The organism is Streptomyces sp. RerS4 (assembly GCF_023515955.1).
GTDB lineage: Bacteria > Actinomycetota > Actinomycetes > Streptomycetales > Streptomycetaceae > Streptomyces.
Genome location: NZ_CP097322.1, coordinates 3,139,016 through 3,164,906, shown reverse-complemented (window position 1 = coordinate 3,164,906; position 25,891 = coordinate 3,139,016). Strand labels below are relative to the sequence as shown.

Genomic DNA, 25,891 nt, shown 5'->3' with positions numbered 1-25,891 from the left:
CGTTTCAGTCATTCCGCACAGTGAAGTGGGTACCCCCATGTCAAAAACAGCCGAGACCGCGCAGTCGCCGGCTGCCGCCCTCCCCGATCCGAACCGGTGGAAGGCGCTCGTCTTCATCGCCCTGGCGCAGCTGATGGTCGTCCTCGACGCGACCATCGTGAACATCGCCCTCCCCTCCGCCCAGACCGACCTCGGCATCTCGGACGGCAACCGGCAGTGGGTCATCACCGCCTACGCGCTCGCCTTCGGCGGACTGCTGCTCTTCGGCGGTCGCATCGCCGACAAGTGGGGTCGTAAGAACGCCTTCGTCGTCGGACTCATCGGCTTCGCCCTGGCCTCCGCGCTGGGCGGTGCCGCCACCGGCGAGGCGATGATGCTCGGTGCCCGCGCCCTCCAGGGTGCCTTCGGCGCCCTGCTCGCCCCGGCCGCGCTCTCCCTCCTGGCCGTCAGCTTCACCGACGCCAAGGAGCGCGCCAAGGCCTTCGGCATCTACGGAGCCATCGCGGGCGGCGGCGGCGCCGTCGGCCTGATCCTCGGCGGAGTCCTCACCGAGTACCTCGACTGGCGCTGGACCTTCTTCGTCAACATCCCCTTCGCGATCGTCGCGGCCGTCGGCGCCTGGATGATCGTCCGCGAGCCGGCGGGCGGCCGTAACCGCGCCCCGCTCGACATCCCGGGCGTGGTCCTCTCGACCATCGGTCTCGTGGCGCTCGTCTACGGCTTCACCCGCGCCGAGTCGGCCGGCTGGTCGGACGAGGTGACCGTGTCGATGTTCGTCGCCTCGGCGCTGCTGCTCGCGGCCTTCGTCCTCGTCGAGTCCAAGGTGAAGTCCCCGCTGCTGCCGCTGCGCGTCCTGATGGAGCGCAACCGCGGCGGTGTCTACCTCTCGCTGGGTCTGGCCGTCATCGCGATGTTCGGCCTGTTCCTCTTCCTCACCTACTACCTCCAGGTCGTGAAGGGCTTCTCGCCCGTCAAGACCGGCTTCGCCTTCCTGCCGATGATCGCGGGCATGATCGCGGGCTCCACCCAGATCGGCGCCCGTCTGATGACCCGCGTGGCGCCCCGCCTGCTGATGGGTCCGGGGTTCCTGCTCGCCGCCGTCGGCATGCTGCTCCTGACGCAGCTGGAGGTCGGCTCCTCCTACCCGGCGCTGATCCTCCCGGCGCAGCTGCTGCTCGGCCTCGGCATGGGTACGGCGTTCATGCCGGCGATGTCCCTGGCGACGTACGGGGTGGACGCGGCCGACGCCGGCGTCGCCTCGGCCATGGTCAACACCTCGCAGCAGGTGGGCGGCGCGATCGGCACCGCCCTGCTGAACACGATCGCCGCCTCCGCGACGACCGCGTACCTGACCGACCACGCGGCCGAGGCCGCGGCGGGCGGGTCGGTGGCGCGGCTGGTGCAGGCGCGGGCCATGGTCGAGGGCTACTCGTCCGCCATCTGGTGGGCCGTCGGCATTCTCGCGATCAGCGCGGCCATCGCGTTCACGCTGATCAACACCGGGCGTCCGGGCTCCGGCGGCCCCGTGGCCTCCGGCTCCGGCGCGGGCTCGGACTCGGACTCGGAGAACGCCGAGGACGCCGCGTTCAAGGTGCCGGTGATCGCCCACTGACGGGCGCGAACCCGCCGCCCGCGCCGCCGGTACCGGCGGGGGAATGACTGAGAACCCCGCTTCGTTCAAATTTGAATGAAGCGGGGTTCGTCGTGTTCACGGGGCCCGCGGACGAAGGCCACCCACGGCCGCAGACGAATGAGGAGCGCCCCGATGCCTTCGATATCCCCGATGCCCCCAACGACCCCCGCATCGCCTCCGGCCCGCATGCCGGCGCTGTACCTCAGCCACGGCGCCCCACCCCTCGCCGACGACCCGCTCTGGCCGGCCGAACTCGCCGCCTGGTCGGCGGGCCTGCCCCGACCGCGCGCGATCCTGATGGTCTCCGCCCACTGGGAGGAGGCCCCGCTCGCCCTCGGCGCCACCACGCCCGTCCCGCTCGTGTACGACTTCTGGGGCTTCCCCGAGCACTACTACTCCGTGCGCTACGACGCCCCGGGCGCCCCGGACCTCGCCGCCTCGGTACGCGCGCTCCTGCGCGGCCCCGGCACCCCCGTCCAGGACCTCCCCGACCGGGGGCTGGACCACGGCGCGTACGTCCCCCTCGTCGAGATGTACCCGGACGCCGACGTACCGGTGCTCCAGATGTCCATGCCCACCCTGGACCCGCGCCGCCTGATGGACCTCGGCCGCAAGCTGGCCCCACTGCGCGACGAGGGTGTCCTGATCGTCGGCAGTGGCTTCTTCACCCACAACCTGGCCGCCCTGCGCCACACCGGCCCCGGCGTCCCCGGTTGGTCGGCGGAGTTCGACGCCTGGGGCAGCGAGGCCCTGGCCGCCGCCGACGTCGACGCCCTGCTCGACTTCGAGACCAAGTCCCCGGCCGGCCGCCTCGCCCACCCCCGCACGGAACACTTCGCCCCCCTCTTCGTCACCCTCGGCGCCGCCGAATCCGACCTCACCACCCCCCGGACCCCGGTCGACGGCTTCTGGCTGGGCCTCTCGAAACGCTCCCTCCAGTTCGGCTAGCCGGACACCCCCTGGGCGTGAGCCACGCCTTGCGCGCGCCCCGGTGATCTCCCCGCCGATGGTGAGCCCCTCAGCGGGGCCGCTCGGAAGCCCGGACGAGGGTTGCCTGCGGCATATCAGGCGCCTCGCCGGGTCTTCAGGCAACCGGAAGGCGGAGCGGATCGTCTTCCGGGGTGTGGGCGGGCGCGAGTGGCGCTCCAGTGGGGGTGAAGGGCCGCGTGGGGTGTGTGACGGCGGTCACGCCGGCGGAGTGGGGGCGGTGCGTCGCGAGGGGCGTCGGGGCGGCTTTCGTACCCGGCCTGACCTGCACCTCTTCGAGATCCCGCCGGGCTCGCCCGCTCTGAGGCCGGGCAGGGTACTGCAAGATCTCGGAATTCGGAGGGCGACGTGGGAATTCTGTCCCGATTCCGATCGTTCTTTCCTTTCGGAAGCGGGCACTCGGGAGAGTGTCCGGGGACGCACCGCGACCGATTCATCGCATCGCAAGGGAGCACGCATGGCAACCCGCGCCGTCGCCCGTCGTCAGTCCACGAGCAGCGCCCGAGCCGTGGGCGGGGAAATCGCAGACCGCGACCTGGTCGGCATGTACCTGGACGAGATCGCGCGCACCCCGCTGCTCGACGCCGCCAAGGAAGTGGAGCTCTCGCAGATCATCGAGGCGGGCGTCTACGCCCGACAGATCCTCGATGGTGAGGCCGAGCGCGAAGGGGAGTCCCCCGCGCGCGAGGAACTGGAGGCGCTGGCCGCCGAAGGCGAGCGAGCCAAGGAAGTCTTCATCCGGTCCAACCTCCGCCTGGTCGTGGCCGTCGCCCGCCGCTACCCGCGCAGCGGGCTCCCGCTCCTCGACCTGATCCAGGAGGGCAACGCCGGCCTGGTCCGCGCCGTCGAGAAGTTCGACTACGCCAAGGGCTTCAAGTTCTCCACGTATGCCACCTGGTGGATCCGCCAGGCCATCACCCGCTCCATCGCCGACCAGTCCCGCACCATCCGCCTCCCCGTCCACCTGGTCGAGGAGCTCGGCCGGATCCGCCGGGTGCAGCGCGAGTTCAACCGCGAGAACGGCCGCGACCCGGAGCACGCCGAGATCGCCGCCGAGCTCGACTCGACGGAGAAGCGCGTCGGCGACGTACTGGACTGGGCCCGCGACCCGGTCAGCCTCAACATGTCCGTGGACGACGAGGGCGACACCCAGTTCGGCGACCTGCTGGAGGACACCTCCGCGATCTCCCCCGAGCAGTCCGTCCTCTCGCTGCTGCGCAGCGAGGAGCTGGAGGACCTCCTCGGCAAGCTGGACCAGCGCACCGCGTCCATCATCAAGATGCGCTACGGCATCGAGGACGGCCGCGAGCGGACCCTCACCGAGGTCGGCAAGCAGCACGGCCTGACGCGCGAGCGCATCCGCCAGATCGAGAAGCACGCCCTGCTCGAACTGAAGCGCATGGCCCGCGACACCGGCTTCGACGCCGTGGCCTGACCGGCCGCCGCCCGCCTCGAAGCCCCCCGAACGAGCCCCGGCACCATCCCCCCGGTGCCGGGGCTCCCTCACACCGCCCCGGCCTCACGCCGCCCCGCCCGCCCCCGCCAGCCGCGCCCCCAGCGCCGCCGCGGCGCGCGCCAGCCGCTCGGGCCCCCGTACGGTGAACGGCACCCCGAGCAGCGCCAGCCGGGCCGCCAACCACTGCGGGTCGTCACCGCTCTCGAAGCGCACCCGCACCCCCCGCGCCCCCGGCTCCGTCACGGCCAGCTCCTCCAGCCACCCCGGCAGCCCCTGCGGCAGGGTCTCGAAGCAGACGTCCACCGGGTACGTCTCCCGCCCCCGCAGCCCGCGCCGCACGAACTCCGCCGCCTCCATCGGCAGCTCCCGAGGCGCGAACCGCGCGCCCGTCGGGAGCGGCTCGCTCACCCGGTCCACCCGGAAGGTGCGCCAGTCCTCCCGCTCCAGGTCGTAGGCGACGAGGTACCACCGGCTCCCTGTGCTCACCAACCGGTACGGCTCCACCAGCCGCCGGGACTCCACCCCGTCCCGCGCCCGGTACGCGAACCTCAGCCGCTCCGGCCCCGCCACCGCCCCCGCCATCGCGGTCAGCGTGCGCGGATCCACGCTCGCGCCGTCGCCCCGGGTCACCGCGACCGTGGCCGACTGGAGCGCGCCCACCCGGTGCCGCAGCCGGGCCGGCAGCACCTGCTCCAGCTTCGCCAGAGCCCGTACGGAGGCCTCCTCGACCCCCTCGATCGCGTGCCCGGCACCCGCCCGCAGCCCCACCGCGATCGCCACCGCCTCCTCGTCGTCCAGCAGCAGCGGCGGCATCGCCGCCCCCGCGACGAGCCGATACCCGCCCACCGCGCCCATCGTCGCCTCCACCGGGTATCCCAGCTCCCGGAGCCGGTCGATGTCCCGCCGAATCGTCCGCGCGCTGACCCGCAGCCGCTCCGCCAGCTCGCTGCCCGGCCACTCGCGCGGGGTCTGGAGCAGGGACAGCAGGGTGAGCAGTCGCGCCGAGGTGTCGTTCATGCCTTCCAGGCTGTCAGGGAAATAGGACATGACTTGACCTACATCCGGTCTAGGTTTCTTCCCATGAGCACCGAGACGCACCGGACATCGCCCGAAAGAGAGAACGGGCCCGCACGAACAGACCCCGCCGAGGAGGGCGTCGAGGGCGCACCGGCCCCGGCCGACCGCCGCCGCTGGCTGGCCCTCGCCATCGTGATGACCGCGGCCTTCATGGACCTGGTCGACGTCACGATCGTCAACATCGCGATACCCGCCATGCGCCAGGACTTCGGGGCGTCGACCAGCGCGATCCAGTGGATCACCGCCGGCTACGCCCTCGCCTTCGCCGCCGGGCTGATCACCGGCGGTCGCCTCGGCGACATCTACGGCCGCAAGCGCCTCTTCCTCGTCGGCATCGCCGGCTTCACGGCCGCCTCGCTGCTCTGCGGCATCGCCGCCAACCCGTCCATGCTCGTCGTCTCCCGCATCCTCCAGGGCGGCATGGCGGCCATGATGGTCCCGCAGGTCCTCGCGATCATCCACGTCACCTTCCCGCCGCACGAGCGCGGCAAGGTCTTCGGCATGTTCGGCGCGATCGTCGGCCTCGGCGCCGTCTCCGGCCCGATGCTCGGCGCCCTGCTCACGCAGTGGAACCTCTTCGGGCTCGAATGGCGCCCGATCTTCCTGATCAACCTGCCCGTCGGCATCGCGGGCGTCATCCTCGGCCGGAAGTTCATCACCGAGTCCAAGGCCCCCAAGGCGCTGCGGCTCGACCTGGTCGGCGTCGTCCTGGCCACCCTGGCCCTGGTCATGCTGATCTTCCCGCTGACGCACGGCCGCGAGAACGACTGGCCGCTGTGGGGCTTCATCTGCATGATCGCCTCGCCGTTCGTCTTCGCCGCCTTCATCGCCTACGAGCGGTACAAGATCAAGAAGGACGGTTCCCCGCTGGTCGAGTTGTCCCTCTTCAAGGTCAAGAGCTTCGCCGGCGGTATCGCCGTCCAGCTCACCTTCGGCATCTCGACCGGCATCTTCTTCCTGGTCTGGACGCTCTACATGCAGATGGGCCTCGGCTGGAGCGCCCTGCGCGCCGGCACCACCGGCATCCCCTTCTCCATCGCCGTCTCGGTGGCCGCCGGCATCTCCGTCCAAAAGCTCGTCCCGCGCTTCGGCCGCAAGGTGCTCCAGGCCGGCGCGCTCATCATGGCCGCGGGTGTGCTCCTCTACATCTGGGAGTCCGACCACTACGGCATGGACATCGCCTCCTGGCAGATGGCCGCCCCGCTGATCGTCATGGGCGCCGGCATGGGCCTGATCGTGGCCCCGCTGACCGACACCGTGCTCTCCCAGGTGCCGCGCGAGCACGCCGGCTCGGCCTCCGGCCTGATCAACACCACCGGCCAGATGGGCAACGCGCTGGGCCTCGGCCTGACCTCCGTCGTCTTCTTCGGCCTGATCGACGACGACATGATCCTCGGAGCGCCCTACGTCGAGGCCTTCCGCGGCGCCCTGTGGTGGGTGGTGGCGGTCCTCGTCCTGATCTTCGCGGTGATGTTCATGCTGCCGCGCAAGCAGGTCCCGACGGGTGAGCGCGAAGGGGCCGCGGCCGCCCTGGACGCCCCCGCCCCGGAGAAGGTCCCGGTCGGCTAGCCGGCTCAGGATCACGGACATGCCCGCTTAGGTTGGCGGGTATGTCCGTTTTCCTTTGTTTTGACCCCCGGTCGCCGGTACGCTGGGGGAGGAATCACCAATACGGGCATGGAACGGACGTAAATCCACATGTACGCATCCGAGCGCCACGCTCGCATGATCCTCACCGTCACCCCGAACCCCTCCCTCGACCGCACCTACGAGGTCCCCTCGCTCGGCCGCGGCGCCGTCCTGCGCGCCACCGGCGAGCGCGTCGACCCCGGCGGCAAGGGCGTCAACGTCGCGCGAGCCGTCGCCGCGGCGGGCGTCGCCACCACGGCGGTCCTCCCGCTCGGCGGCGCGCCCGGCGCCCTGCTCGCCGAGCTGCTCGGCGCGCAGGGCGTGGACGTCACCGCCGTGGCGATCGCCGGCCAGACCCGCTCCAACATCGCCGTCGCCGAACCCGACGGGACCCTCACGAAGATCAACACCGCGGGCCCGGCGCTGTCGACCGAGGAATCGACCCTCCTCCTCGACACCGTACGCACCTGCGCGGGCACCCCCGCCTGGATCGCGGGCTGCGGCAGCCTCCCCCCGGCCCTGCCGCACGACTGGTACGCCGACCTCGTCGCCCACGCGCACGCGGCGGGCGCCCGCGTCGCCCTCGACACCTCGGGCCCCGCCCTGGCCGCGGCCCTGCCGGCCCGCCCGGACGTGATCAAGCCGAACGCGGCGGAACTCGCCGAGGCCGTCGGCCGCCCCCTCGCCACCCTGGCGGACGTCGTCAAGGCCGCCGAGGAACTGGTCGGGCGCGGCGCCCGCGCCGTCCTCGCCTCCCTCGGCCGGCACGGGCAACTCCTGGTCGGCCCCGAGGGCACCTTCCACGGCACGGCCCCCGTCACCACCGTCCGCAGCGACGTCGGCGCGGGCGACGCCTCCCTGGCGGGCTTCCTGATCGCCGGCGGCGCCGGCCCCGCCGCCCTCGCCTGCGCACTGGCCCACGGCGCGGCCGCCGTCCAACTCCCGGGCAGCGCCATGCCCACCCCGGCGGACCTGCGCCCCGAACGGGTCCGCGTCACCGAGGACCTTCCGCTGGACCTCCCCGTCGACCCGACCGACCCGACCGGCCCGGGTGCGGCCTGACCTACCGCACCCGGGAGCGGGTCTCCATCGCCCCGCGCGCGGCGGATTCGCTCGCGTAGACCTCGCACATGTGCCGCCCGTCCGGGGTCGCCGTGTGCTCGACCTCCCACAGGCTGAACTCGCTGCCGTCCAGCAGGACGAACGCGTGCTCGTAGAGGCTGAATCCGGCGTCCCGCCCGTCCGCGAGGCTGTGACGGCCGCCGAAGGCCTGCGTGATCCGGTGGGCGTAGGCCGAGCGCAGCAGCGACGCCACCGCCTCGCCGGGCCGGTCGCCGTTCTCCGCGCGGCGCAGGACCCGCCGGGCGTGGTCGGCGGACTGCTCGACGGTGTACTCGCGGTGGCGCCGGTGCGGGGCCGGCGTCGCGAACAGGGCGCTCAGCACGGCCAGATCGTGGTCGGGATCATCCTCCGCGTCCATCCCGGCCGGGATCGACGCCGCCCCGCCCGCCGCGGACTCCCCGAAGAGCCGGCTCACGGCAAGCGCCAGCTCGCTCTTGCTCGCGAAGACCTCGCAGCGCATGCTCCGCTCGCCCCGCAGTCGGTAGGTGAGCTCCCACAGGGAGAGCGCACCGCCGTCCGCGAGCAGGTAGGTGTGCCGATGGGTCTCCCGCCACACGCCCGCCGACGGGCTGTGATGGGTGGTGTACAGCGAAGAACTGTGGGCGAGCGCCGTACCGATGCGCTCGACCAACAGGTCGGGGAGGTCGAAGGAGTTGAGGGCGCGGCCCAGGAGTCGGTCGAGGTGGGCCTCGGTTGTCTCGTACGGATCGCTCAAGGTGGGTCTCCAGGCCGTCGCAGCTTGTCACTTCGCGGAAGCTCAACGTAGCGCCCGGCTCTGACATCACGTCCGGGGTTCGGTAAAACGTCCGGGAAGTATCAGGGGTTCCCGCCACCCCTTCAGGTCAACTTCCCCCCGTATCGTCATGGTTGGCACCGGTCTGCGCTAGTGCGCGGGACTATGGACGGCATGGCAACGAATACAGTGGGCGTTCCCCGCCAACAGGTCCGGCCCCGCTCCCGGCCCGAGGCGGCCCCGTCCAAGGGTCTGGCCTGGCTGCTGGTGGTCACCGGCGCCGCCGGGGTGTTGGCCTCCTGGGTGATCACCCTCGACAAGTTCCTCCTGCTGGAGGACCCGGACTTCAAGCCCGCCTGCAGTCTCAACCCCGTGGTCTCCTGCGGCAGCGTCATGCGCAGCGAGCAGGCCGCCGCCTTCGGCTTCCCCAACCCGATGCTCGGTCTCGTCGCCTACGCCGTCGTGGTCTGCGTCGGGGCGGGCCTGCTGGCCGGCGCCCGTCACCGTGGCTGGTTCTGGCTCGGGCTGAACGCCGGCACCCTCTTCGGCACCGGCTTCTGCGCCTGGCTGATGGTCGAGTCGCTCTACGAGATCAACGCCCTGTGCCTGTGGTGCTGCCTGGCCTGGGTGGCGACGCTGCTGATGTTCTGGGCGGTGACGGCGTACAACGTCCGCTCCGGGCACCTGCCCGCCCCGGGCCCGCTGCGGACCTTCTTCACCGACTTCGGTTGGGCGCCGCCCGCCCTTCACCTCGGGATCATCGGCATGCTGATCCTGACCCGGTGGTGGGAGTTCTGGACCGGCTGAGCGCCGATGCCGACGCCGACGCGCCGACGCCGGCGCGGGCGCGGAACGGGCGAGGGCCCCGGCAGCGGGAAGCTGCCGGGGCCCTCGTCATCGCTCCACGGGCAGCGAGGCCCTGACCGGTGGGCGGGGGGAGCGGAGGTCAGCTGCCGACGGAGCCGTTGCCCGACAGGACCGGGATGTTGTCCAGGATGTGCGAGAGGGAGTCGTCGCCCTTGGCCTGGGTGGAGTTCTCGGTGCACTGCTGGTTCTGCGGGTTGGCCAGGACGTTGATGTCCTGGACGCCGACGTTGGCGATGATCGCCACCAACGACTGGGCGTTGACCTTGGCGGGCAGACCGATGCAGGGCTTGTTCAGGGTGCCCTGGACCAGACCGAGCTGCGGGCTCTGGTAGCCGTGGGTCTTCTGGTTGCCGTAGGCCTGGACGGAGTTGTTGCCGTTGACCGTGTTGACCCCGTTGTCGTTGCCGATGGCCATGGCCGGGGTCGCGACGACCGCGCCGGCACCGACGGCGGCGGCGGAGACCGCGGCGGCGGTCATGATCTTCTTGAACATCATTGGTCCTTTTGTCGCACGAGTGCCCGCTAGTGGAGCGCCCTGATCAACCGGGCCGTTCGAGGCATGGTTGCGCCGCTTCACTCAAACGGCCCGTTCGTCCCGCGCTTTTCCCCAACGCGGGTGAGGCCGTTGCGGACGCGTGCGCGAAGCCCGTACGCAGCCACCACGGCCCCGGCCGCCGTCGCCGTCCGGTTGCGCTCCGTGCGAGGTGTTCGCACGGTGGGTAAGGAGGCGGATCGCTCGGGTCCGCTTCTGTGCGACCACGCGAAGGAATCCCCCATGCACCGCACCAAGCCGTCCCGCTTCCGTGTACTGGTCCCGTCGGCCCTCGCGGTCGTCATACTGTCCGGCGTCGCCGCTCCCGCGGTGGCGGCGGACGGGGAACGCGCAGCCGACCTCACCAAGCGGGTGGCGGCTGTGAACGAGCAGATCGAGGAGATCAAGGAGAAGAAGGCCGAAGGCCGCGTCGCGGCCGGCCCGATCGACGACCTCCTCGCGAGCCTGGGCAAGACGCTCGAAGGCGTCCTCAAGTCCGTTCAGGCCCTGCTGCCCGCCGGGGTGACGCTCCCGCCCATCACCCTGCCCACCCTGCCCACGCTGCCCGAGATCCCGGGGCTGCCGGACCTCGAACTCCCAGAGCTCCCGGCGATCCCCGGCCTGCCCACCGCGCCGGCGGCCCCCGCCGTACCGGCCGTCCCGGCCGTCCCCGCGGCCCCGGCCGTCCCCGCGGCCCCGGCGGTCCCGGACACCCCGGCCGTGCCGGAGGTCCCCCTGCCGGAGATTCCGGCCCTTCCGGACGTCCCCGCCCGCTAGGCGGGCCGCCCTGCGGGGAGTCGGCCGGGCCGGGAAGGTTACGACTATTGGGCTGAACAGGTCGGATCGAGTGACAGGCCGTGTCGTTCGGGACGGTGGACCGTTTCGCTCGGTGTGAACCCCGGAATCGGGGCAGGACATCGAAGAGAAGGTGCACTTCCCATGAACTCTGCTGCCAAGAAGGCCGCCGTGGCCCTGGCTTCCGCTGGTCTCGCAGTGGCCGGTGCCGCGGGTGCCGCGTCCGCCGACTCCGAGGCCAACGGCGCGGCCGTGGGTTCCCCCGGTGTCCTCTCGGGCAACGCCGTCCAGGTTCCGGTCCACGTTCCGATCAACGTCTGCGGCAACTCCGTGAACGTGATCGGTGCTCTGAACCCCTCGTTCGGCAACCCCTGCGTCAACGACTGACGTAGGCATCGGTCTCCATGACGTGACTGTGGGCGCCCCGGCCTCGCCGGTGGCGCCCACAGTCGTGTGTGACGGCTGCTCAGTTCGCGCCGCCGTTGAGCTTCACGCCACCGAGCATCGGGGACGCCTGGGTGGCTCCGTTCGCCAGGCTCAGCACCTCGCCGGGAACGTTGTTGCGGACCTCGTTCACCCGCTGGACGGTGCCGAGGACCTTGTCGACGTTCTCGTTCTGCTCGGCGAGACCGTTGCCCAGCGTCTGGGGGAGCGCCTCGCTCACCGGTCCGGTGGCGTTCAGGACCTCGGTCAGCCCGCCCGTCGCGCTCATGGGAGGCATCGCGGCCGGGGCGTCGGCGGCGAAGGCGGGGGCCGCGGCACCGAGGGCGGCCACGGAGCCGGCGACGACAGCGGCGACCTTGGACAGCTTCATTATCGAAATCCTCTTCTTTTCGTGGGCAGAGGCATCAGCGACGCCCGTCGCGCCGCTTTCGCCCTGCGTAACGATTACCGGCGGCCACGGAAACGCGTACGGGCCGCCCACGACAATGGCCGGAGAATCCGACAAGGGATTCTCCGGCCGATATTTCTTCCGATTACCGGTATTGCGGTCAGGCGGCGGCGGAACGCCGGTACAGGATCGCCCCGCCCAGGACCAGGGCCGAGGCGAGGGCCGCCATCGCGCCCCACTCACCCGCTCCGGTCGCGGCGAGCTCCGGCGCCGTGGCGAGCGACGGTACGGGCGCCGGGGCCACAGCCGCGGCCGGCGGCGGGGCGACGGCGGGGCGGGCGCCGGAGCGGGCGTTACCGGAGCCGGGGCAGGTCCGCCGGTACGTCGCCGGCCGGGGCGGCCGGAGGCTGGTCGGCCGGACGGTCGACCTCCGGAGCGGGCGCCGGCTTCTCCACCGGCTGACTGCCGTGCGGCGGATGCGGCGCGGGCTGCTCCACGACCGGCGGAGCCGGTGCGGGCTGCGGAGTCACCGGCGCGGGCGCGGGGAGCGGGTGGGGCTGCTCCTCGGGCAGCGGCGGCGCCTCCTGGACCGGGGGCGCGGGCAGCGGGTTCGGTGCCGGGAGCGGCTGCGGCTGCGGCTCCTCCACGGGCCGAGGTGCCGGCGGCAGCGGGGCCGGGTGTTCGGCGTGCGGGGGCTGCTGCTCGGGCTGCGGCGGGTGGTCGTCGCACTCCTCGTCGCCCTGCGGCTGCCGCTCCTCGTCGCCGTGGCCGCCGTAGCGGCCCCGGTGGGAGTCGTCGCCGTGCTCGTCGTGGTGGGGCGCCGCGTGGCGGGGCGCCGCGTGTCGGGGGGCGTGCGCCCGCGGTGCCTCGTAGTGCCGCTCCTGCTCGCGGCGCTGCTCGGGCAGTGCGTGCCGGCCGCCGCCCCGGCGCTCGTCGAGGTAGCGCCCGATGGCTTCGGCGTGCTCGGGGCTCAGGTGGCGCTCGTAGCCGTGGTCGACGTCCGAGCCGGACGTGGTGGCGCACGTGTTGCCGAACGCGGGGTTGAGCGCGGCACCTCCGTCCACGCTGTTGCCGCACACGTTCGGCGCGAACGTGACCGGTACCGAGACGCTGTTGCCGGCCAGCACACCCGGAGAGTGCGAGGCCTCGGCCATCGCCCCGGATTGCGCGTGGACCGCGCCGGTCGCGATCGACAGCAGACTCGACGCGGCCGCTGCCGTGAGCACCCCCTTGCCCAGTACCTGTCGGCTCAGTACCTGTCGCATGGGTCCTTCCCTGTCTACCGGCGCGGGGGCCGGTGGCTGAATCGAAGGTGGCCTCGGAGTGCACCGCCGTGCACTCCGAGGCCACCCGAGGAGGTCTGCCCTTGCGGGCGCAGGCGCTTCGTCAGGCGTTGACGCAGGTGTTGCCGAACGCGGGGTTCAGCAGCGCGATCACGTTGACGGTGTTGCCGCAGACGTTGATCGGGACGTGCACCGGGACCTGGACGAGGTTGCCGGAGAGGACGCCCGGGGAGTGCGCGGCGACGCCGTGGGCACCGGCGTCGGCCATGGCGGGGGCGGCGACACCGGCCGCCATCATCACGCCCGCGGCCAGCACCATTGCCTTCTTGTGCTTCATTTGTTTTCTTTCCTTCCCGCAGAGGTCTATCCGCTGCACAGGGAACAACGAGCAGTCGGAGAAAAAGAAACCGCGTAAACCGCGTAATTTCGTGAATTGCCGAGGAGGGTGGGTCACGGTTAATTCGATTCGGAATTCCCGGCCCTCGCACGCGGCGAGGCCGCCGCGACCCAAGGGTGCGACGGCCTCGCGTGCGTGGTGCGCGATCAGCTGCCGGAGGAGACGTTGCCGGAGAGGATCGGGATGTTGTCCAGGATGTGCGAGAGGGCCTCGTCGCCCTTGGCCTGGGTGGAGTTCTCGGTGCACTGCTGGTTCTGCGGGCTGGACAGGACCGGGATGTCCTGGACGCCGACGTTGACGAGCGCGAGCACGGACTGCACGTTGGCCTTGGCCGGCAGGGCGATGCAGGGCTTGTTGAAGGAGCCCTGGATCAGCGCCATCTGCGGGCTCATGTTCCCGTACGTGGCCTGGTTGCCGTAGATCTGCGCGGCGTTGTTGCCGTTGGAGGTGTTGACGCCGTTGTCGTTCCCGATGGCCATCGCCTGCGGGGCCATGGCGGCGCCGAGACCCACGACGGAGGCGGCAACCGCTGCGCCGGCCGCAAACTTCTTGATCATTATCGTCCCTTATTTTGCAGGATCGCCCGGTACTGGAGCACTCGGATCAACGGCCCGGCCCCGGCTCGGGTTGCGTGGCTTCACCCGGATGCCGCCGTTTCGGGCGGCGGGGTTGACGTTCAGGCGTTCACGCAGGTGTTGCCGAACGCGGGGTTGAGCAGCGCGATCACGTTGACGGTGTTGCCGCAGACGTTCACCGGGACCTGGACGGGGACCTGGACCAGGTTGCCGCTCCCGACGCCGGGGGACTGGGCCGCGACGCCGTCCGCCGAGGCTCCGCCCTGCGCGGAGGCGAGGCCCGCGCCGCCCATCAGCATCGCCGCGCCCGCGACCGCCATGGTGGTGCCGCGCATCAGCCTCTTCTTCATCTCTGTTTTCCTTTCGAGGGGAACGATGGTGCTCCGCATAACGACCCGCCCACGGTCAGGGTGCGTTTCATCGCCCAAAAGGCGGTACGAGCGAGTCCGGCGTGATTTCCACCCCGATTTCTGACAAAGTGCACTCCTGTTTTGTCCCGTTGATCGAAAATGGAGACAGGATCATGGGTTCCTCCCGCAGAATCCTCGGCACTCTCGGCCTGCTGTCCTGCCTCACCCTTTCCGCGTACCTGCCCACCGCGGCGACGGCGGCGACCGCGGCCCCGGCGGCCCCGACGGCTCCCGATCCGGTTCCGGTGGTCGCGCGGGAAATGACCCGCGTCCCCTTCACCCAGCGTTACCAGGCGGTGCAGCACGGTGGCCTGGTGCGGGCCTCCAACTCCGGGATCAGCTGCCGTCGGGAGGAGTCACCGCAGGCGGAGCCCTGTGCGGAGGTCAAGGCGGGCGCGGCCGGGGTCAACGGCGAGTTCGAGATGTTCTACAGCGAGGTGGACAAGGACCCCGACACCTACAACTCCACGCGGGCCGAGCTGAAGGTGCCGAAGGGCGCGAAGGTGTCCTACGCCCGGCTGTACTGGGGCGGGAACCTGCGGGTGGGTGAGCAGAAGCCGCCGGAGGACAACGGTCGGGTGCTGGTCGCCGAGCCCGGGGGCGCGTACAAGGAGGTGCTCGCCGACACCGTGATCGGGCACCGCAGTGACGCGGCCAGCGATGCCTATCAGGCCTCGGCGGACGTCACCCCGCTCGTGCGCAAGGGCGGCGCGGGGATGTGGACCGTCGCCCAGCTCAACATCGCCATGGGTCACTCGGAGGTCGGCGCCTGGGGCGGCTGGACGCTGGTCGTCGCCTACGAGCACGCGCGGGAGCCGCTGCGCCGGCTCTCCGTGTGGGACGGCTTCGAAGGGCTGGCCTCGGGGGCCGGTCAGGCCGCCGGGGGGACCGTGGAGATCGCGGGTCTGGGCGCGCCGGCCGGGGCGTCGGGGCGGGCGGGGGTGGTCGCGTACGACGGGGACCGGGGCACCCTCGGGGACTCGCTCACGGTGACCGCCGACAGCGGGCGCCGGGTCAGCCTCAGCGATGCGGAAAATCCTTTTAATGATGTTATGAATTCCACGATCACGGAATTCGGGAATCCGTCACCCGTGCGACAGCCCGAACATATGAACAATCTCGGATATGACGCGGACGTGTTCGATCTGACTCCCGCGCTGTCCGGGGGTGCCCGCAGCCTGAACTTCAGGTTCACCGGCGAAAATCAGGGTCAATTCCTCGGTGTGCTCTTCGTTCAGACAGACGCGCGCCGCTGAACGCAGGAGTCACTCCACGTGCCGACGCAACCCCCACCCCCCTCCCACGACGCGCCGCCGACGCCCTCTTTCACCGTCCTCCACCTGGTCCAACCCGTCGACGGCGGCGTGGCCCGCGTCGTCATCGACCTCGTACGGGCCCAGGCCGCCGCCGGACTGCGCGTCCTCGTCGGCTGCCCGCGCGGCGGGAACCTCGCCGACGGCGCCCGCGCCGCCGGCGCCGAGGTCCTCCCCTGGCGCGCGGGCCGCTCGCCCGGCCCCGCCCTGCCCGCCGAAGTGGCCGGAGCCGCCCGGCTGATCCGCCGCGCCCGCCCCGACCTGCTGCACGCCCACAGCGCGAAGGCCGGCCTCGCCGGACGGATCGCCGTACGCGGCGCCCTGCCCACGGTGTTCCAACCCCACGCCTGGTCCTTCGACGCCGTCGGCGGCGCCACCGGCGCCCTCGCCCTGCGCTGGGAGCGCTTCGGCGCCCGCTGGGCCGACCGCGTGCTGTGCGTCAGCGAGTCCGAACGCCGCGCCGGCGAGACCGAGGGCATCACCGCCCACTGGACCGTCATCCGCAACGGCGTCGACCTCGGCCACTTCCGCCCCGGCCACCCCGACCCCGACCAGGACCGGGCCGCCGCCCGCACCGAACTCCCGCTGCCCGCCGCCTTCCGGGGTGAGGGGCCGCTCGCCGTCTGCGTCGGCCGGCTCTGCCCGCAAAAGGGCCAGGACATCCTGCTCCGTGCCTGGCCGGAAGTGCTGGCCACCGTCCCCGACGCCCGCCTGGCCCTCGTCGGCGACGGCCCCGACACCGAACGGCTGCGCCGCGCCGCGCCCCCCGGGGTGTTCTTCGCGGGAGCCGCCGCCGACATCCGACCGTGGCTTCGGGCCGCCGATCTCGTTGTACTGCCGTCGCGGTGGGAAGGCATGGCGCTCGCCCCGCTCGAAGCCATGGCCTGTGGTCGACCGGTCCTGGTCTCCGACGTCAGCGGTGCGCGGGAGAGCCTGCCCTCCGGCCAGGGACGGCTCTGCCTCGTGCCCCCGGAGGACCCGACGGCGCTGGCCAAGGCCCTGGGCCGGCTCCTCGCCGCACCGCGGCTGCTCACCGAACTCGGGGAGCAGGCCCACCGGCACGCGAGGACGGAGTTCGACGTGCGGCGGACCACGGACGCGGTCACCGGCCTGTACCACGAACTGCTGGGCAGGCCCCGGCCCATGAACCAGGAGCGCATCAGCCGATGACGATGGACAGCGCAGCCGCCCGGCACACCGGGCAGGGCGGCACGGGGCACGCAGGCAGCACCGCCGTCCGGCGTTCCGTGACCGCCATCCACCCCCCTCGGGGCCCCCGGGCCGAACAGGCCCGGCCGGCGGTCCGGCCCCAGCGGGCCCGCCGCCGCGACGGCCTCGCCGCGCTGCTGACCGCCGACGCGCTGGCCGCCGTCGCCACCGCGGCCGCGCTGCCCCTGGCCTGGCCCGCCGCCGGTGCCGTACCCCCGCAGGTGGCGCTGCCCGCCGCCCTCGGGCTCGTCGCGCTGCACGCGCAGGCCGGCCTCTACCGGCCCCGGCTCGCCCTCCGCGCTCCTCGAACTGCCCACCCTCGCCGGGCGGGCCGCCGTCCTGTGGTGCGCCCTCGCCGCCGCCCTCGCCACCAGCCCCGTCGGACCCGCCCTGACCTGGGGCGCGTTGCTCGGCGCCGTGGCCCTGCAGACCGTACTGGGCTGCGCCGCGCGCGGCCTGGTGCACACCCTGCGCCGCCGCGCCGGCCGCCGGCGGCCCGCCTCCACCCTCGTCGTCGGGCCCGGGGAAGGGGCCGGAGCCGTGTCCGCCGCCCTTCACGGACGCCCCGAGTACGGGCTGCGGCCCGTCGGGATCGCCGACACCGCCGCCCCCGACGCCGACGGCGCGGGGCTCCCCGTCCTCGCCACCCACGAGGACATCCGCCGCGCCGTCATCCAGAACTCCGTCCGGCACGCCGTCTTCACCCGCCCGCCCGAGGCCGACGAACGCACCGCCTCCCTGGTCCGGCTGTTCCACGACCACGGCTGCCGGCTCTGGCTCGCCGACCCCGCCGGGACCGCCAAGGTCACCGGCATGCGCGTGGCGCAGCCCGCCGACCAGCTGTGGGGGTACGCCGTCCAGCCGCTGCTGCCCCGACCCGCCCGCCCCCTGGAGCGGTGCGCCAAGCGGATCATCGACTCGGTCCTCGCCGCGATCGCCCTGCTCGCCGCCGCCCCCGTCATGGCCGCCTGCGCCCTCGCCGTACGGCTCGCCGACGGCCCCGGCGTGATCTTCCGTCAGGAGCGCGTCGGCCTCTACGGGCGCCCCTTCACCCTGCTCAAGTTCCGCACCCTGCGCGCCGACGCGCACGAGTCCGCCACCCGCTGGACGGTGGCCGGCGACCGGCGCATGAGCCCCGTCGGCTCCTTCCTGCGCAAGTCCTCCCTCGACGAGCTGCCGCAGCTGTGGAACGTCGTCCGGGGTGACATGAGCCTGGTCGGTCCGCGCCCCGAACGGCCGTTCTTCGTCGCGAAGTTCGCCAGCGTCCACCCCGGCTACGAGGCCCGCCACCGGATGCCCGTCGGCATCACCGGACTCGCCCAGATCAACGGACTGCGCGGGGACACCTCCATCGAGGACCGGGCCCGCTTCGACAACCACTACATCGACACCTGGTCGCTGTGGCAGGACCTGTGGATCCTCGCCCGGACCGCCGCCTCCTTCTTCCGCTTCCGGCTGGGGGGCAGCTGAGCATGAGCCTCGCCGCATCCACCTCCGCCCCCCGGCTGCCGGACCTCGCGGGCGCGCTGCGCCGGCACTGGCCGCTGCTGCCGCTCGCCGCGACCGTGCTGTTCCTCCTCGCCCCCCTTCCCGCCGGCGACGCCACCACCTCCGGCAAGGTCGGCCCCGCCGACGCCGCTTCGCTGCTGCTCGTCCTCGTCTGCGCCGTGCAGGCGCTGCGGGGCCGGGTCCGGCCGCTGGGCCCGCTCGGGGTGCTGGTGCTCGGCGCGCCGGCCGTGGGGCTCGCGGTGGCGACGATGACCGCCGGGGACCCGTACGCCGCCCTGCCCGGGTTCGTGCGCTACCTCCAGGTCTTCGTCCTCGTCCCGGCAGCCGTGGTGCTGCTGGTGCCGGACGCGCGCGCGTTCCGGTTGGCCGCCGGCTGCTTCGTCGTGCTCGCGCTGGTACAGGGCGCCGTCGGCGTCGTGCAGTACGCCACCCACACCGGAGCCTCCTACCAGGGCGAGGACATCCGCGCCGTGGGGACCTTCGGCCCCGGTGACGTCATGGGCATGGCCACGGTGGTCGCGTACGGGCTCGTCGTCGCGACGGCCGCCGCCCTCGCCCCCGGCCTGTCGCGGCGGGTCCGGCGGACGGCCGGGGTGTGCGCGCTGGTACTGGTGGTGCCGCTGGTGCTGTCCTTCAGCCGGGGCGCGTGGATCGCCACCGTCGGCGCGGCCGTGCTCGTGATGGCGATGGCCGGGATCCGCCGGGCCCTGAAGGTGCTGGTGGCGCTGGCCGCCGCCGGGGTGGTGCTGGTGGGCGGACTCGGCGTCGGCTCCGACATGGTCGCGGAGCGGTTGACGTCGATCACCCAGGTCTCCAGCGCCCCCGACCAGTCGGTCACCGACCGGTACACGATGTGGGCCGCCGCCGAGTCGATGTGGCGGGAGCGGCCGGCGGTCGGGGTGGGCCTCAAGGGCTTCCCCGCCCACCGCGACGGCCACTCCTCGCTCGGCCTGTCCTCCGGCAGCGACACCGCCGGGGCCGGCCAGGGCTACATCAAGCAGCCGCTGCTGTCCCCGCACAACATGTACCTGCTCATCCTCAGCGAGCAGGGCCTCATCGGGCTGCTCGCCCTGGCCGGCGGCTGGCTGGCCCTGCTGGTCGCGGGCCTGCGCCGGTACGCGACGGGTCGGGGGACGCGGGACTGCGGACTGATCGCGACGGGCCTGCTCGTGTGGCAGCTGACCGACTTCCTCTACGCGGACATCGGCGGCCCCTCCACCGTCCTGACCGGAGTGATCATCGGACTCGCGGCCTGGTGGGCCCTCCCGGCGGCCTCCGGGCTGCCCGGGGCCGCCGCCGACAGGCCGGCGGTCCGGTGACGGACACGACCCCTTGGCGGCGGCCCGCGGCCGCGGCGACCGATGTCGCCGCGGCCGCGGGCCGCCGGCGGCGCCGCCACACCGTCCGGGGACCGTGGTGCGGTGGACCGGGCCGGTGCGGTGGATCGGGCGGCTTCGGTGGATCGGGCCGCCGCCGAGGCGGGGCCCGCGCGGGCGCCCGTCGCGGCGCCTGTTCCCGCGTCCGTCCCGGTGTCCGGTCCGGCGTCGGTTCCGGTGTCCGGTCCGGCGTCGGTTCCGGTGTCCGGTCCGGTGTCCGTCCCGGCGTCCATTCCCGCGCCCGTTCTGGCGTCCGCTCCCGTGTCCGTCCCGGTGTCCGGTCCGGCGTCCGTTCCTACACCCGTTCCGGCGTCCCTCGTGGTTCGGAGGGGCGGGCGCGTTGCCGGGCGGGGGCGGCGGCCCGTCGTCGGGGGCGGCGTCCGCGTGGACACCCCGCCCGTGCGTGCCCGTCGCCGGTCCGGACCGGGCGGGCCCGGCGGCGAGCCGCCCGACGGCGGCGCCGGCGCGCCGGCCCCGCTCGGGCGGTTCCTCGCCAAGGCCGCCGCCGTCACCGCCGCACTGACGGCGGCCGGCGCCGTACTGGGACTCGTGCGCGACCAGACCATCGCCCACCTCTTCGGCGCCGGACACGACAGCGACGCCTTCCTGATCGCCTGGACCGTCCCCGAGATGGCCTCGACGCTCCTCATCGAGGACGCCATGGCCCTGCTGATGGTGCCCGCCTTCAGCCACGCCCTGGCCCGCCGGGCCGCCGGCCGCGCCGGGCTCACCCGCAAGGAGGCCCGCGACCGGGACCCCGTACGCCTCCTCGTCGGGGCGACCCTGCCCCGGCTCGCCGTGTTCCTCGCCGCCGTCGCCTCGATCCTCGTCATGGCAGCGCCGCTCGTCGTCGGCGTCCTCGCACCCGGACTGCCCGATCCCGAACTCGCCGTCCAGTGCACCCGCCTGACCGCCCTGACCGTCGTCACCTTCGGCATCGCCGGATACTTCAGCGCCGCCCTGCGCGCCCACCGCTCCTTCCTGCCACCCGCCGCGATCTACGTCTCGTACAACATCGGCATCATCGCGACGATCGTCACCCTCCACAGCCTGTGGGGGGTCCGCGCCGCAGCCGCGGGCGTCGCCGCCGGCGGGCTGCTGATGGTCCTCGTCCAACTCCCGGCCTTCATCCGCAACGTCGGCTTCGGACCCGCCCGCGCCCGCCGCGCCCCCCGCAGCCAACGCGACCGGGACCGGCCCACCCTCATCGCCTTCGGCCTCATCGCGCCCGTCATCTTCTTCGCCGTCTTCCGGCAGTCACAGGTCCTCGTCGAACGGTTCCTCGCCGCATCGCTGTCCCCCGGCGCCATCTCGCACCTCAACTACGCGCAGAAGGTCGCGCAGATGCCGATGGTGCTGTCCCTGATGATCTGCACCGTCACCTTCCCCGTCGTCGCCCAGGCCATGGCCGCCGGCGAACGCGAGAAGGCCCGACGGCGCGTCGAGCAGGACCTCGCGCTCGCCGCGCTCGCCGTCCTCATGGGCAGCGCCCTCGTCATCGGCTACGCCCCGCAGATCATCCAGGTCCTCTTCGAGCGCGGCGCCTTCACCGCCGAGGACACCGCCGTCACCGCCTCCGCGATGCGCGTCTACGGCCTCGGGCTGCTCGGCCACTGCCTCGTCGGCGCGCTCTCCCGGCCCTTCTTCTCGACCGCCCGGCCCACCTGGTTCCCCGCGCTCGCGATGGGCGCCGGACTGCTCGTCAACATCGTCGCCGGCGCCCTCGCCGTCGGCTGGTGGGGCACCTACGGCATCGCCGCCGCCAACGCACTCGCCATCACCACCACCGCCGTCCTCCTCCTCACCGGCCTCGGCTCGCGCATCATCGCCATCCACGTCCGCCGCGTCGCCGTCAGCATCGGCCGGCTCGCCGTCGCCGCGGCCACCGCCTGCGGCACCGGCTGGCTCGCCGGCCCGATGATCCCCGACCCGCTGCTCAGCGCCGCCCTCGGCTGCCTCCTCGTCCCCGCCATGTTCGCCGCCACCGGGATGGCCATACGGGCCCTGGAAGTCATCGCCCTGTCCGACCGGATCGACCGGCTCGCCACGCAGGCCGTCGGCCGGCTCACCCAGCTCACCCAGAGGTTCCGCAATGTCCGCTGACACCGAGACGGCGCCCGCCGCCGTGGCCGGCCCCGCCCGCCGGACCGCTTCACCGTGGGTCCTGATGTACCACTCCGTCGCCGAGTTCACCGACCCCGCCGAGGATCCGTACGGGATCACCGTCACCCCGAACACCCTCGAAGCCCAGCTGCTGTGGCTGCGCGCGCGGGGGCTGCGCGGGGTCTCCGTCGGCGAACTCCTGCGCGCCCGCGCCGCCGGGCGGGGCCGTGACCTCGTCGGCCTCACCTTCGACGACGGCTACACCGACTTCCTCACCCGCGCCCTGCCCCTGCTGCGCCGCCACGGCTGCACCGCCACCCTCTTCGTCCTGCCCGGTCGGCTCGGCGTCGACAACGTCTGGGACCCGCTCGGCCCCCGCAAACCCCTCCTCACCGCCGAACAGATCCGCGAGGTCGCCGCCGCCGGCATGGAGATCGGCTCCCACGGACTGCTCCACCAGGACCTCACCGCCGCCCCCGACGACGTCCTCCAGCAGGAACTGCGGGGCAGCCGCGACCTGCTGCGGCAGCTGGCCGGCACCCTCCCCGAAGGCTTCTGCTACCCCTACGGCCACCTCGACGCCCGCGTCGTCGACGCCACCCGGGCCGCCGGCTACGGCTACGCCTGCGCCATCTCGCCCGGCCGGCTCGCCGGACCCCACGCCCTGCCGCGCACCCACGTCAGCCAGGCCGACGGCGGCGGCCGGCTGCGCGTCAAGCAGGAACGCCACCGCCTGCGGGAACTGCGGCGGGTGGTCCTGCCGTGAAGGTCCTGCACGTCATCACCGGGCTCGGCGTCGGCGGCGCCGAGCAACAACTACGCCTCCTGCTGCGGCACATGCCCATGCGGTGCGACGTCCTCACCCTCACCAACCCCGGCCCCGTCGCCGACGGACTGCGGGCCGACGGGGTCCGCGTCGTCCACCTCGGCATGCGCGGCAACCGCGACGCGCTCGCGCTGCCCCGGCTCGTCGGCTTCATCCGGCGCGGCCGCTACGACCTCGTCCACACCCACCTCTACCGCGCCTGCCTCTACGGGCGCCTCGCCGCCCGCCTCGCGGGCGTCCGCACCGTCGTCGCCACCGAACACTCCCTCGGCGACGGCGAGATCGAAGGCCGACCCCTGACCGCGGGCGTCCGCGCCCTGTACCTGGCCGGCGAACGGCTCGGCGCGGCCACCGTCGCCGTCTCCGACACCGTCGCCACCCGACTGGCCGACTGGGGCGTGCCCCCGGCGCGCGTCCACGTCGTCCCCAACGGCATCGAGGCCGCCCGCTTCCGCTTCGACGAAGGCGTACGCCGCGCCACCCGCGCCCGCAGCGGACTGCCCGAACGGGCCTTCGTGGTGGGCGGAGTGGGCCGACTGGTGCCCGGCAAGCGGTTCGACGTCCTCGTACGGGCCGTCGCCGCGCTGCCCGGCGCGCACCTGCTGCTCGCCGGGGACGGGCCGGAGCGGGCCGCGCTGCGTTCGCTCGCCGCCGAGCTGGGCGCGCAGAGCCGCATCCACCTGCTGGGGGAGCGGGACCCGCTGGGCGACAGCGCCGACGGGCGCACCGCCGGGATCCCCGCCCTGCTGGCCACCATGGACGTCTTCGTGTCCCCGTCCAAGGAGGAGGCGTTCGGGCTCGCCGTGGTGGAGGCGCTGGCGGCGGGGCTGCCCGTCCTGCACGTGACCTGCCCCGCCATCGACGACCTGCCCGCGGCGCAGGCGCCGGGAGCCCGGCGGATCGGCACCGGCACGGCGGAGCTCGTCGCGGCGCTGCGCGGGCAGATGGAGGCGGGGGCCCGGCGGCTGCCGCCCCCGCCCGTCGTACGGCGCTACGACATCGCGCGCAGCGCGCGGCAGCTCCTGGACGTCTACGCCCTCGCACAGGCGGGGCCGGTCCCGGACGCCGCCCCGGCGCCGGACCGCGTACCCGCCCCGACGCCCGCCCCCGCGTCCGCCCCGGACGCCGGGGCGCCGACACCCGTACGGGGCGCCCGTAACGGCTGATCCGCATCCACCGCCCCGCACCCACCGCCCCGCCTCCGCCCGGTCCGGGCGCCGGTCGGGGACGTACGCACTCCCCTCCACCCAGGAAGCGAGCACCGCACATGGCCGACACCGCCGACCCGACGAAGAACGACCCGACGACGAGCGATCAGAAGGAGGGCGACCACAAGACGAGCGATCGGAAGAAGGCCGCGCCGAAGAGCGCCGAGCGCGCGTCCGACCGCAAGGCCGGCCGCAGGCTCGGTCAGTCGTCCGACCACCGCTCCGGCAGGAGGCGCGGGCGGCTGCTGCCGCCGCCCGCCTGGTGGCCGCTGCCCGCCTGCGCCCTGCTGGGCCTCGCCGCCGGCGGCGCGTACGGCGTACTGAAGGCGCCCGAGTACGCCGCCACCAGCTACGTCGTCGCCGTCCCCGACGACACCACCGAACCGGCCACCGCCCTCGGCTTCGCCCAGGCCTACGCCCGCATCGCCACCAGCAGCTCCACCCTCGCCTACGCCCAGCCCCGCGCCGGCATCGACGTCCGCAAGCTGCGCAGTCAGGTCCGCGCCGAGACCTCCCCCGAATCCCCGATGATCGCCATCACCGGCACCTCCGGCAGCGCCGGCGAGGCCGCCGACATCGCCAACGCGGTCGCCGACGCGCTGTCCCTGAGCAGCAACCAGGCCGCCAAGAACACCGGCGTACAGCTCCTGCTCTTCAACCAGGCCGTCGCGCCCACCGAGCCCGCCTCCCCGTCCGCCGCCGTCAGCGGCGCCGTCGGACTGTGCGCGGGCGGCCTCCTCGGCGGCCTGTGGCTGCTCGCCAGGCCGGGCCGGCGCAGGCCGCAGGAGGTCCGGGAGCGTGCCGTCGTCGGCGAGTACGCGTCCCTGCCCGCCCAGGGCGAGCCGGCCTCGACCAAGGAGAAGGAGTCCGTGCGATGAGCGGGGGCTCCGCCGGGGCCCTGTCGGTGACGCTGTGCCGCGACCCCCGGCAGTTCGCCGCGCTGGAGGAGCCGTGGACGCGGCTCCTGCGCGGCTGCTCCACCGCCACACCCTTCCAGAGCCACGCCTGGCTCCACTCGTGGTGGCTGTCCTACGGCAAGGAGGGCCGGCTGCGCCTGCTGCTGGTGCGGCGCGGGCGGGAACTCGTCGGCGTGGCACCGCTGATGCTCGTCCACCGGCCGCTGCCCCGGCTGGTGCCGCTCGGCGGCCCGATCACCGACTACTTCGACGTGCTCGTCGCCGACGGGTACGCCGACCAGGTCCTGCCCGCCCTGGCGCGCGGGCTGCACCGGGCCGCCCGGGGCGCCGTCGTCGACCTGCGCGAGGTACGACCCGGGGCCGCCGCCGAGGCGCTGTACGAGGCCTGGCCCGGCGCGCGCGCCAAGCTGGCCGACTCCACCTGCATGGAACTGCCCGCCCTCCCCTTCGAGGAACTCGTCAAGCGGATGCCCGCCTCCGGCGCCCAGCGGGTGCGGGCCAAGCTGCGCAAGACCGACGCCGCCGGGATCGAGGAGCACGAGGTCACCGAGCAGGAGGTGCCCCGGGCCGTACGGACCCTGCTGCGCCTGCACGAGAAGCAGTGGCGCGGACGCGGGGTCACCCCCGAGCACCTGCGACCCCGTTTCGCCGAGCACCTCACCCGGGCCACCCGCCGCATGGTGCGGGCCGGGGAGGGCCGGCTGACGGAGTTCCGGCTCGACGGGAAGGTCGTGGCGGCCAACGTCACGCTGCTGTCGGCCGCCCTGAGCGGCGGCTACCTGTACGGGGCCGACCCGGAGCTGCGCGGCCGCAAGGTGGACATCGCCACGCTGCTGCTGCGCTACGAGGCGGGTCGGGCCCTCGCGGAGGGCCGGGGCGTGGTGAGTTTCCTGCGCGGCAACGAGCCGTACAAGAACCACTGGCGGCCCGTGACGGTCGTCAACCGGCGGCTGCTGCTGGCCACGCACGCGCTCGCGCCCCTGATGCGACTGCACGAGTCGCAGATCACGGGGCGCGAGCGGGCGGTGGACGCGTTGCGCGAGGCGCTGCCGGCCGCCAGGGACTGGCGGGCGCGGCTGAACGAACTGCGGGTGCGATGACT

General features: G+C 73.3%; 25 protein-coding genes and 1 pseudogene. 17 read left to right on the top strand and 9 right to left on the bottom strand.

The window, feature by feature from the left end; all coding sequences use genetic code 11:
• Nucleotides 1-37: 37 nt before the first annotated feature.
• The 3 genes from M4D82_RS14430 (at nucleotide 38) to M4D82_RS14420 (ending at nucleotide 4,055) form a co-directional block, all read left to right on the top strand.
• On the top strand, nucleotides 38-1,612 hold the full coding sequence (locus tag M4D82_RS14430; protein WP_249766436.1) for an MFS transporter: 1,575 nt from the start codon (nucleotides 38-40) through the stop codon (nucleotides 1,610-1,612).
• Between the two features lie 171 nt (nucleotides 1,613-1,783).
• Nucleotides 1,784-2,581 (top strand): dioxygenase family protein, encoded by a 798-nt coding sequence (locus tag M4D82_RS14425; protein WP_249766435.1) that lies wholly within the window; start codon nucleotides 1,784-1,786, stop codon nucleotides 2,579-2,581.
• A 496-nt stretch (nucleotides 2,582-3,077) separates the two neighbouring features.
• Nucleotides 3,078-4,055 (top strand): sigma-70 family RNA polymerase sigma factor, encoded by a 978-nt coding sequence (locus tag M4D82_RS14420; protein WP_249766434.1) that lies wholly within the window; start codon nucleotides 3,078-3,080, stop codon nucleotides 4,053-4,055.
• Between the two features lie 84 nt (nucleotides 4,056-4,139).
• Here the strand turns inward: M4D82_RS14420 and M4D82_RS14415 are convergent, their stop codons facing one another.
• Nucleotides 4,140-5,093 (bottom strand): helix-turn-helix transcriptional regulator, encoded by a 954-nt coding sequence (locus M4D82_RS14415; RefSeq protein WP_249766433.1) that lies wholly within the window; start codon nucleotides 5,091-5,093, stop codon nucleotides 4,140-4,142.
• Between the two features lie 63 nt (nucleotides 5,094-5,156).
• Between M4D82_RS14415 and M4D82_RS14410 the strand changes: the two genes are divergently transcribed.
• Entirely contained in the window at nucleotides 5,157-6,722 is a 1,566-nt protein-coding gene (locus tag M4D82_RS14410) for an MFS transporter (RefSeq protein ID WP_249766432.1), read from the top strand.
• A gap of 156 nt (nucleotides 6,723-6,878) precedes the next feature.
• Nucleotides 6,879-7,844, top strand: a complete 966-nt coding sequence (pfkB, locus tag M4D82_RS14405) for a 1-phosphofructokinase (protein ID WP_249771803.1) — start codon at nucleotides 6,879-6,881, stop codon at nucleotides 7,842-7,844.
• Nucleotide 7,845: 1 nt separating this feature from the next.
• Here the strand turns inward: pfkB and M4D82_RS14400 are convergent, their stop codons facing one another.
• Complete coding sequence (locus M4D82_RS14400) at nucleotides 7,846-8,619, bottom strand: DUF6227 family protein (protein WP_249766431.1); 774 nt, start codon at nucleotides 8,617-8,619, stop codon at nucleotides 7,846-7,848.
• Between the two features lie 192 nt (nucleotides 8,620-8,811).
• Between M4D82_RS14400 and M4D82_RS14395 the strand changes: the two genes are divergently transcribed.
• Nucleotides 8,812-9,444, top strand: a complete 633-nt coding sequence (locus tag M4D82_RS14395) for a vitamin K epoxide reductase family protein (protein ID WP_249766430.1) — start codon at nucleotides 8,812-8,814, stop codon at nucleotides 9,442-9,444.
• A 139-nt stretch (nucleotides 9,445-9,583) separates the two neighbouring features.
• Here M4D82_RS14395 and M4D82_RS14390 read toward each other — a convergent pair whose 3' ends face one another.
• The gene (locus M4D82_RS14390) at nucleotides 9,584-9,997 is read right to left on the bottom strand and encodes a rodlin (protein ID WP_249766429.1); all 414 of its coding nucleotides are present in this window, start codon (nucleotides 9,995-9,997) and stop codon (nucleotides 9,584-9,586) included.
• Nucleotides 9,998-10,279: 282 nt separating this feature from the next.
• Here M4D82_RS14390 and M4D82_RS14385 point away from each other — a divergent pair, with 282 nt between their 5' ends.
• Nucleotides 10,280-10,813, top strand: coding sequence for a hypothetical protein (locus M4D82_RS14385; protein ID WP_249766428.1), 534 nt, complete (start codon nucleotides 10,280-10,282; stop codon nucleotides 10,811-10,813).
• A 162-nt stretch (nucleotides 10,814-10,975) separates the two neighbouring features.
• On the top strand, nucleotides 10,976-11,218 hold the full coding sequence (locus M4D82_RS14380; protein WP_249766427.1) for a chaplin: 243 nt from the start codon (nucleotides 10,976-10,978) through the stop codon (nucleotides 11,216-11,218).
• 79 nt (nucleotides 11,219-11,297) lie between these two features.
• On the opposite strand, the gene M4D82_RS14375 is transcribed toward M4D82_RS14380, so the two are convergent.
• From M4D82_RS14375 to M4D82_RS14350, 6 genes are all read right to left on the bottom strand, one after another.
• Nucleotides 11,298-11,645 carry a hypothetical protein gene (locus M4D82_RS14375; protein ID WP_249766426.1) on the bottom strand — a complete coding sequence of 116 codons (348 nt, stop codon included), beginning with the start codon at nucleotides 11,643-11,645 and terminating at the stop codon, nucleotides 11,298-11,300.
• A gap of 178 nt (nucleotides 11,646-11,823) precedes the next feature.
• Complete coding sequence (locus M4D82_RS14370) at nucleotides 11,824-11,967, bottom strand: hypothetical protein (RefSeq protein ID WP_249766425.1); 144 nt, start codon at nucleotides 11,965-11,967, stop codon at nucleotides 11,824-11,826.
• A gap of 49 nt (nucleotides 11,968-12,016) precedes the next feature.
• Complete coding sequence (locus M4D82_RS14365) at nucleotides 12,017-12,928, bottom strand: chaplin (protein ID WP_249766424.1); 912 nt, start codon at nucleotides 12,926-12,928, stop codon at nucleotides 12,017-12,019.
• 121 nt (nucleotides 12,929-13,049) lie between these two features.
• A complete protein-coding gene (locus tag M4D82_RS14360) occupies nucleotides 13,050-13,283 on the bottom strand; it encodes a chaplin (RefSeq protein ID WP_249766423.1) in 234 nt (77 codons plus the stop codon).
• Nucleotides 13,284-13,489: 206 nt separating this feature from the next.
• The gene (locus tag M4D82_RS14355) at nucleotides 13,490-13,900 is read right to left on the bottom strand and encodes a rodlin (protein WP_249766422.1); all 411 of its coding nucleotides are present in this window, start codon (nucleotides 13,898-13,900) and stop codon (nucleotides 13,490-13,492) included.
• Between the two features lie 119 nt (nucleotides 13,901-14,019).
• Nucleotides 14,020-14,268 (bottom strand): chaplin, encoded by a 249-nt coding sequence (locus tag M4D82_RS14350; protein ID WP_249766421.1) that lies wholly within the window; start codon nucleotides 14,266-14,268, stop codon nucleotides 14,020-14,022.
• Between the two features lie 101 nt (nucleotides 14,269-14,369).
• On the opposite strand from M4D82_RS14350, the gene M4D82_RS14345 reads away from it, so the two are divergent.
• The 9 genes and pseudogenes from M4D82_RS14345 to M4D82_RS14305 all read left to right on the top strand — a co-directional run bounded on the left by M4D82_RS14345 (nucleotide 14,370) and on the right by M4D82_RS14305 (nucleotide 25,889).
• Nucleotides 14,370-15,584 carry a DUF3344 domain-containing protein gene (locus tag M4D82_RS14345; RefSeq protein ID WP_249766420.1) on the top strand — a complete coding sequence of 405 codons (1,215 nt, stop codon included), beginning with the start codon at nucleotides 14,370-14,372 and terminating at the stop codon, nucleotides 15,582-15,584.
• 18 nt (nucleotides 15,585-15,602) lie between these two features.
• The gene (locus tag M4D82_RS14340; protein ID WP_249766419.1) at nucleotides 15,603-16,811 is read left to right on the top strand and encodes a glycosyltransferase; all 1,209 of its coding nucleotides are present in this window, start codon (nucleotides 15,603-15,605) and stop codon (nucleotides 16,809-16,811) included.
• Nucleotides 16,808-18,320, top strand: a pseudogene (locus M4D82_RS14335) (exopolysaccharide biosynthesis polyprenyl glycosylphosphotransferase). The gene M4D82_RS14340 and the pseudogene M4D82_RS14335 overlap by 4 nt, the downstream one beginning before the upstream one ends.
• A 2-nt stretch (nucleotides 18,321-18,322) precedes the next feature.
• Nucleotides 18,323-19,678 (top strand): O-antigen ligase family protein, encoded by a 1,356-nt coding sequence (locus M4D82_RS14330; protein ID WP_249766418.1) that lies wholly within the window; start codon nucleotides 18,323-18,325, stop codon nucleotides 19,676-19,678.
• 456 nt (nucleotides 19,679-20,134) lie between these two features.
• A complete protein-coding gene (gene murJ / locus M4D82_RS14325; protein WP_249766417.1) occupies nucleotides 20,135-21,838 on the top strand; it encodes a murein biosynthesis integral membrane protein MurJ in 1,704 nt (567 codons plus the stop codon).
• Nucleotides 21,828-22,604, top strand: a complete 777-nt coding sequence (locus tag M4D82_RS14320; RefSeq protein ID WP_249766416.1) for a polysaccharide deacetylase family protein — start codon at nucleotides 21,828-21,830, stop codon at nucleotides 22,602-22,604. The genes murJ and M4D82_RS14320 overlap by 11 nt, the downstream gene beginning before the upstream one ends.
• A complete protein-coding gene (locus tag M4D82_RS14315; protein WP_249766415.1) occupies nucleotides 22,601-23,830 on the top strand; it encodes a glycosyltransferase in 1,230 nt (409 codons plus the stop codon). Before M4D82_RS14320 ends, M4D82_RS14315 begins: the two co-directional genes overlap by 4 nt.
• Before the next feature lie 101 nt (nucleotides 23,831-23,931).
• On the top strand, nucleotides 23,932-24,750 hold the full coding sequence (locus tag M4D82_RS14310) for a YveK family protein (RefSeq protein ID WP_249766414.1): 819 nt from the start codon (nucleotides 23,932-23,934) through the stop codon (nucleotides 24,748-24,750).
• Nucleotides 24,747-25,889 (top strand): GNAT family N-acetyltransferase, encoded by a 1,143-nt coding sequence (locus M4D82_RS14305; protein ID WP_249766413.1) that lies wholly within the window; start codon nucleotides 24,747-24,749, stop codon nucleotides 25,887-25,889. The genes M4D82_RS14310 and M4D82_RS14305 overlap by 4 nt, the downstream gene beginning before the upstream one ends.
• Nucleotides 25,890-25,891: the final 2 nt, after the last annotated feature.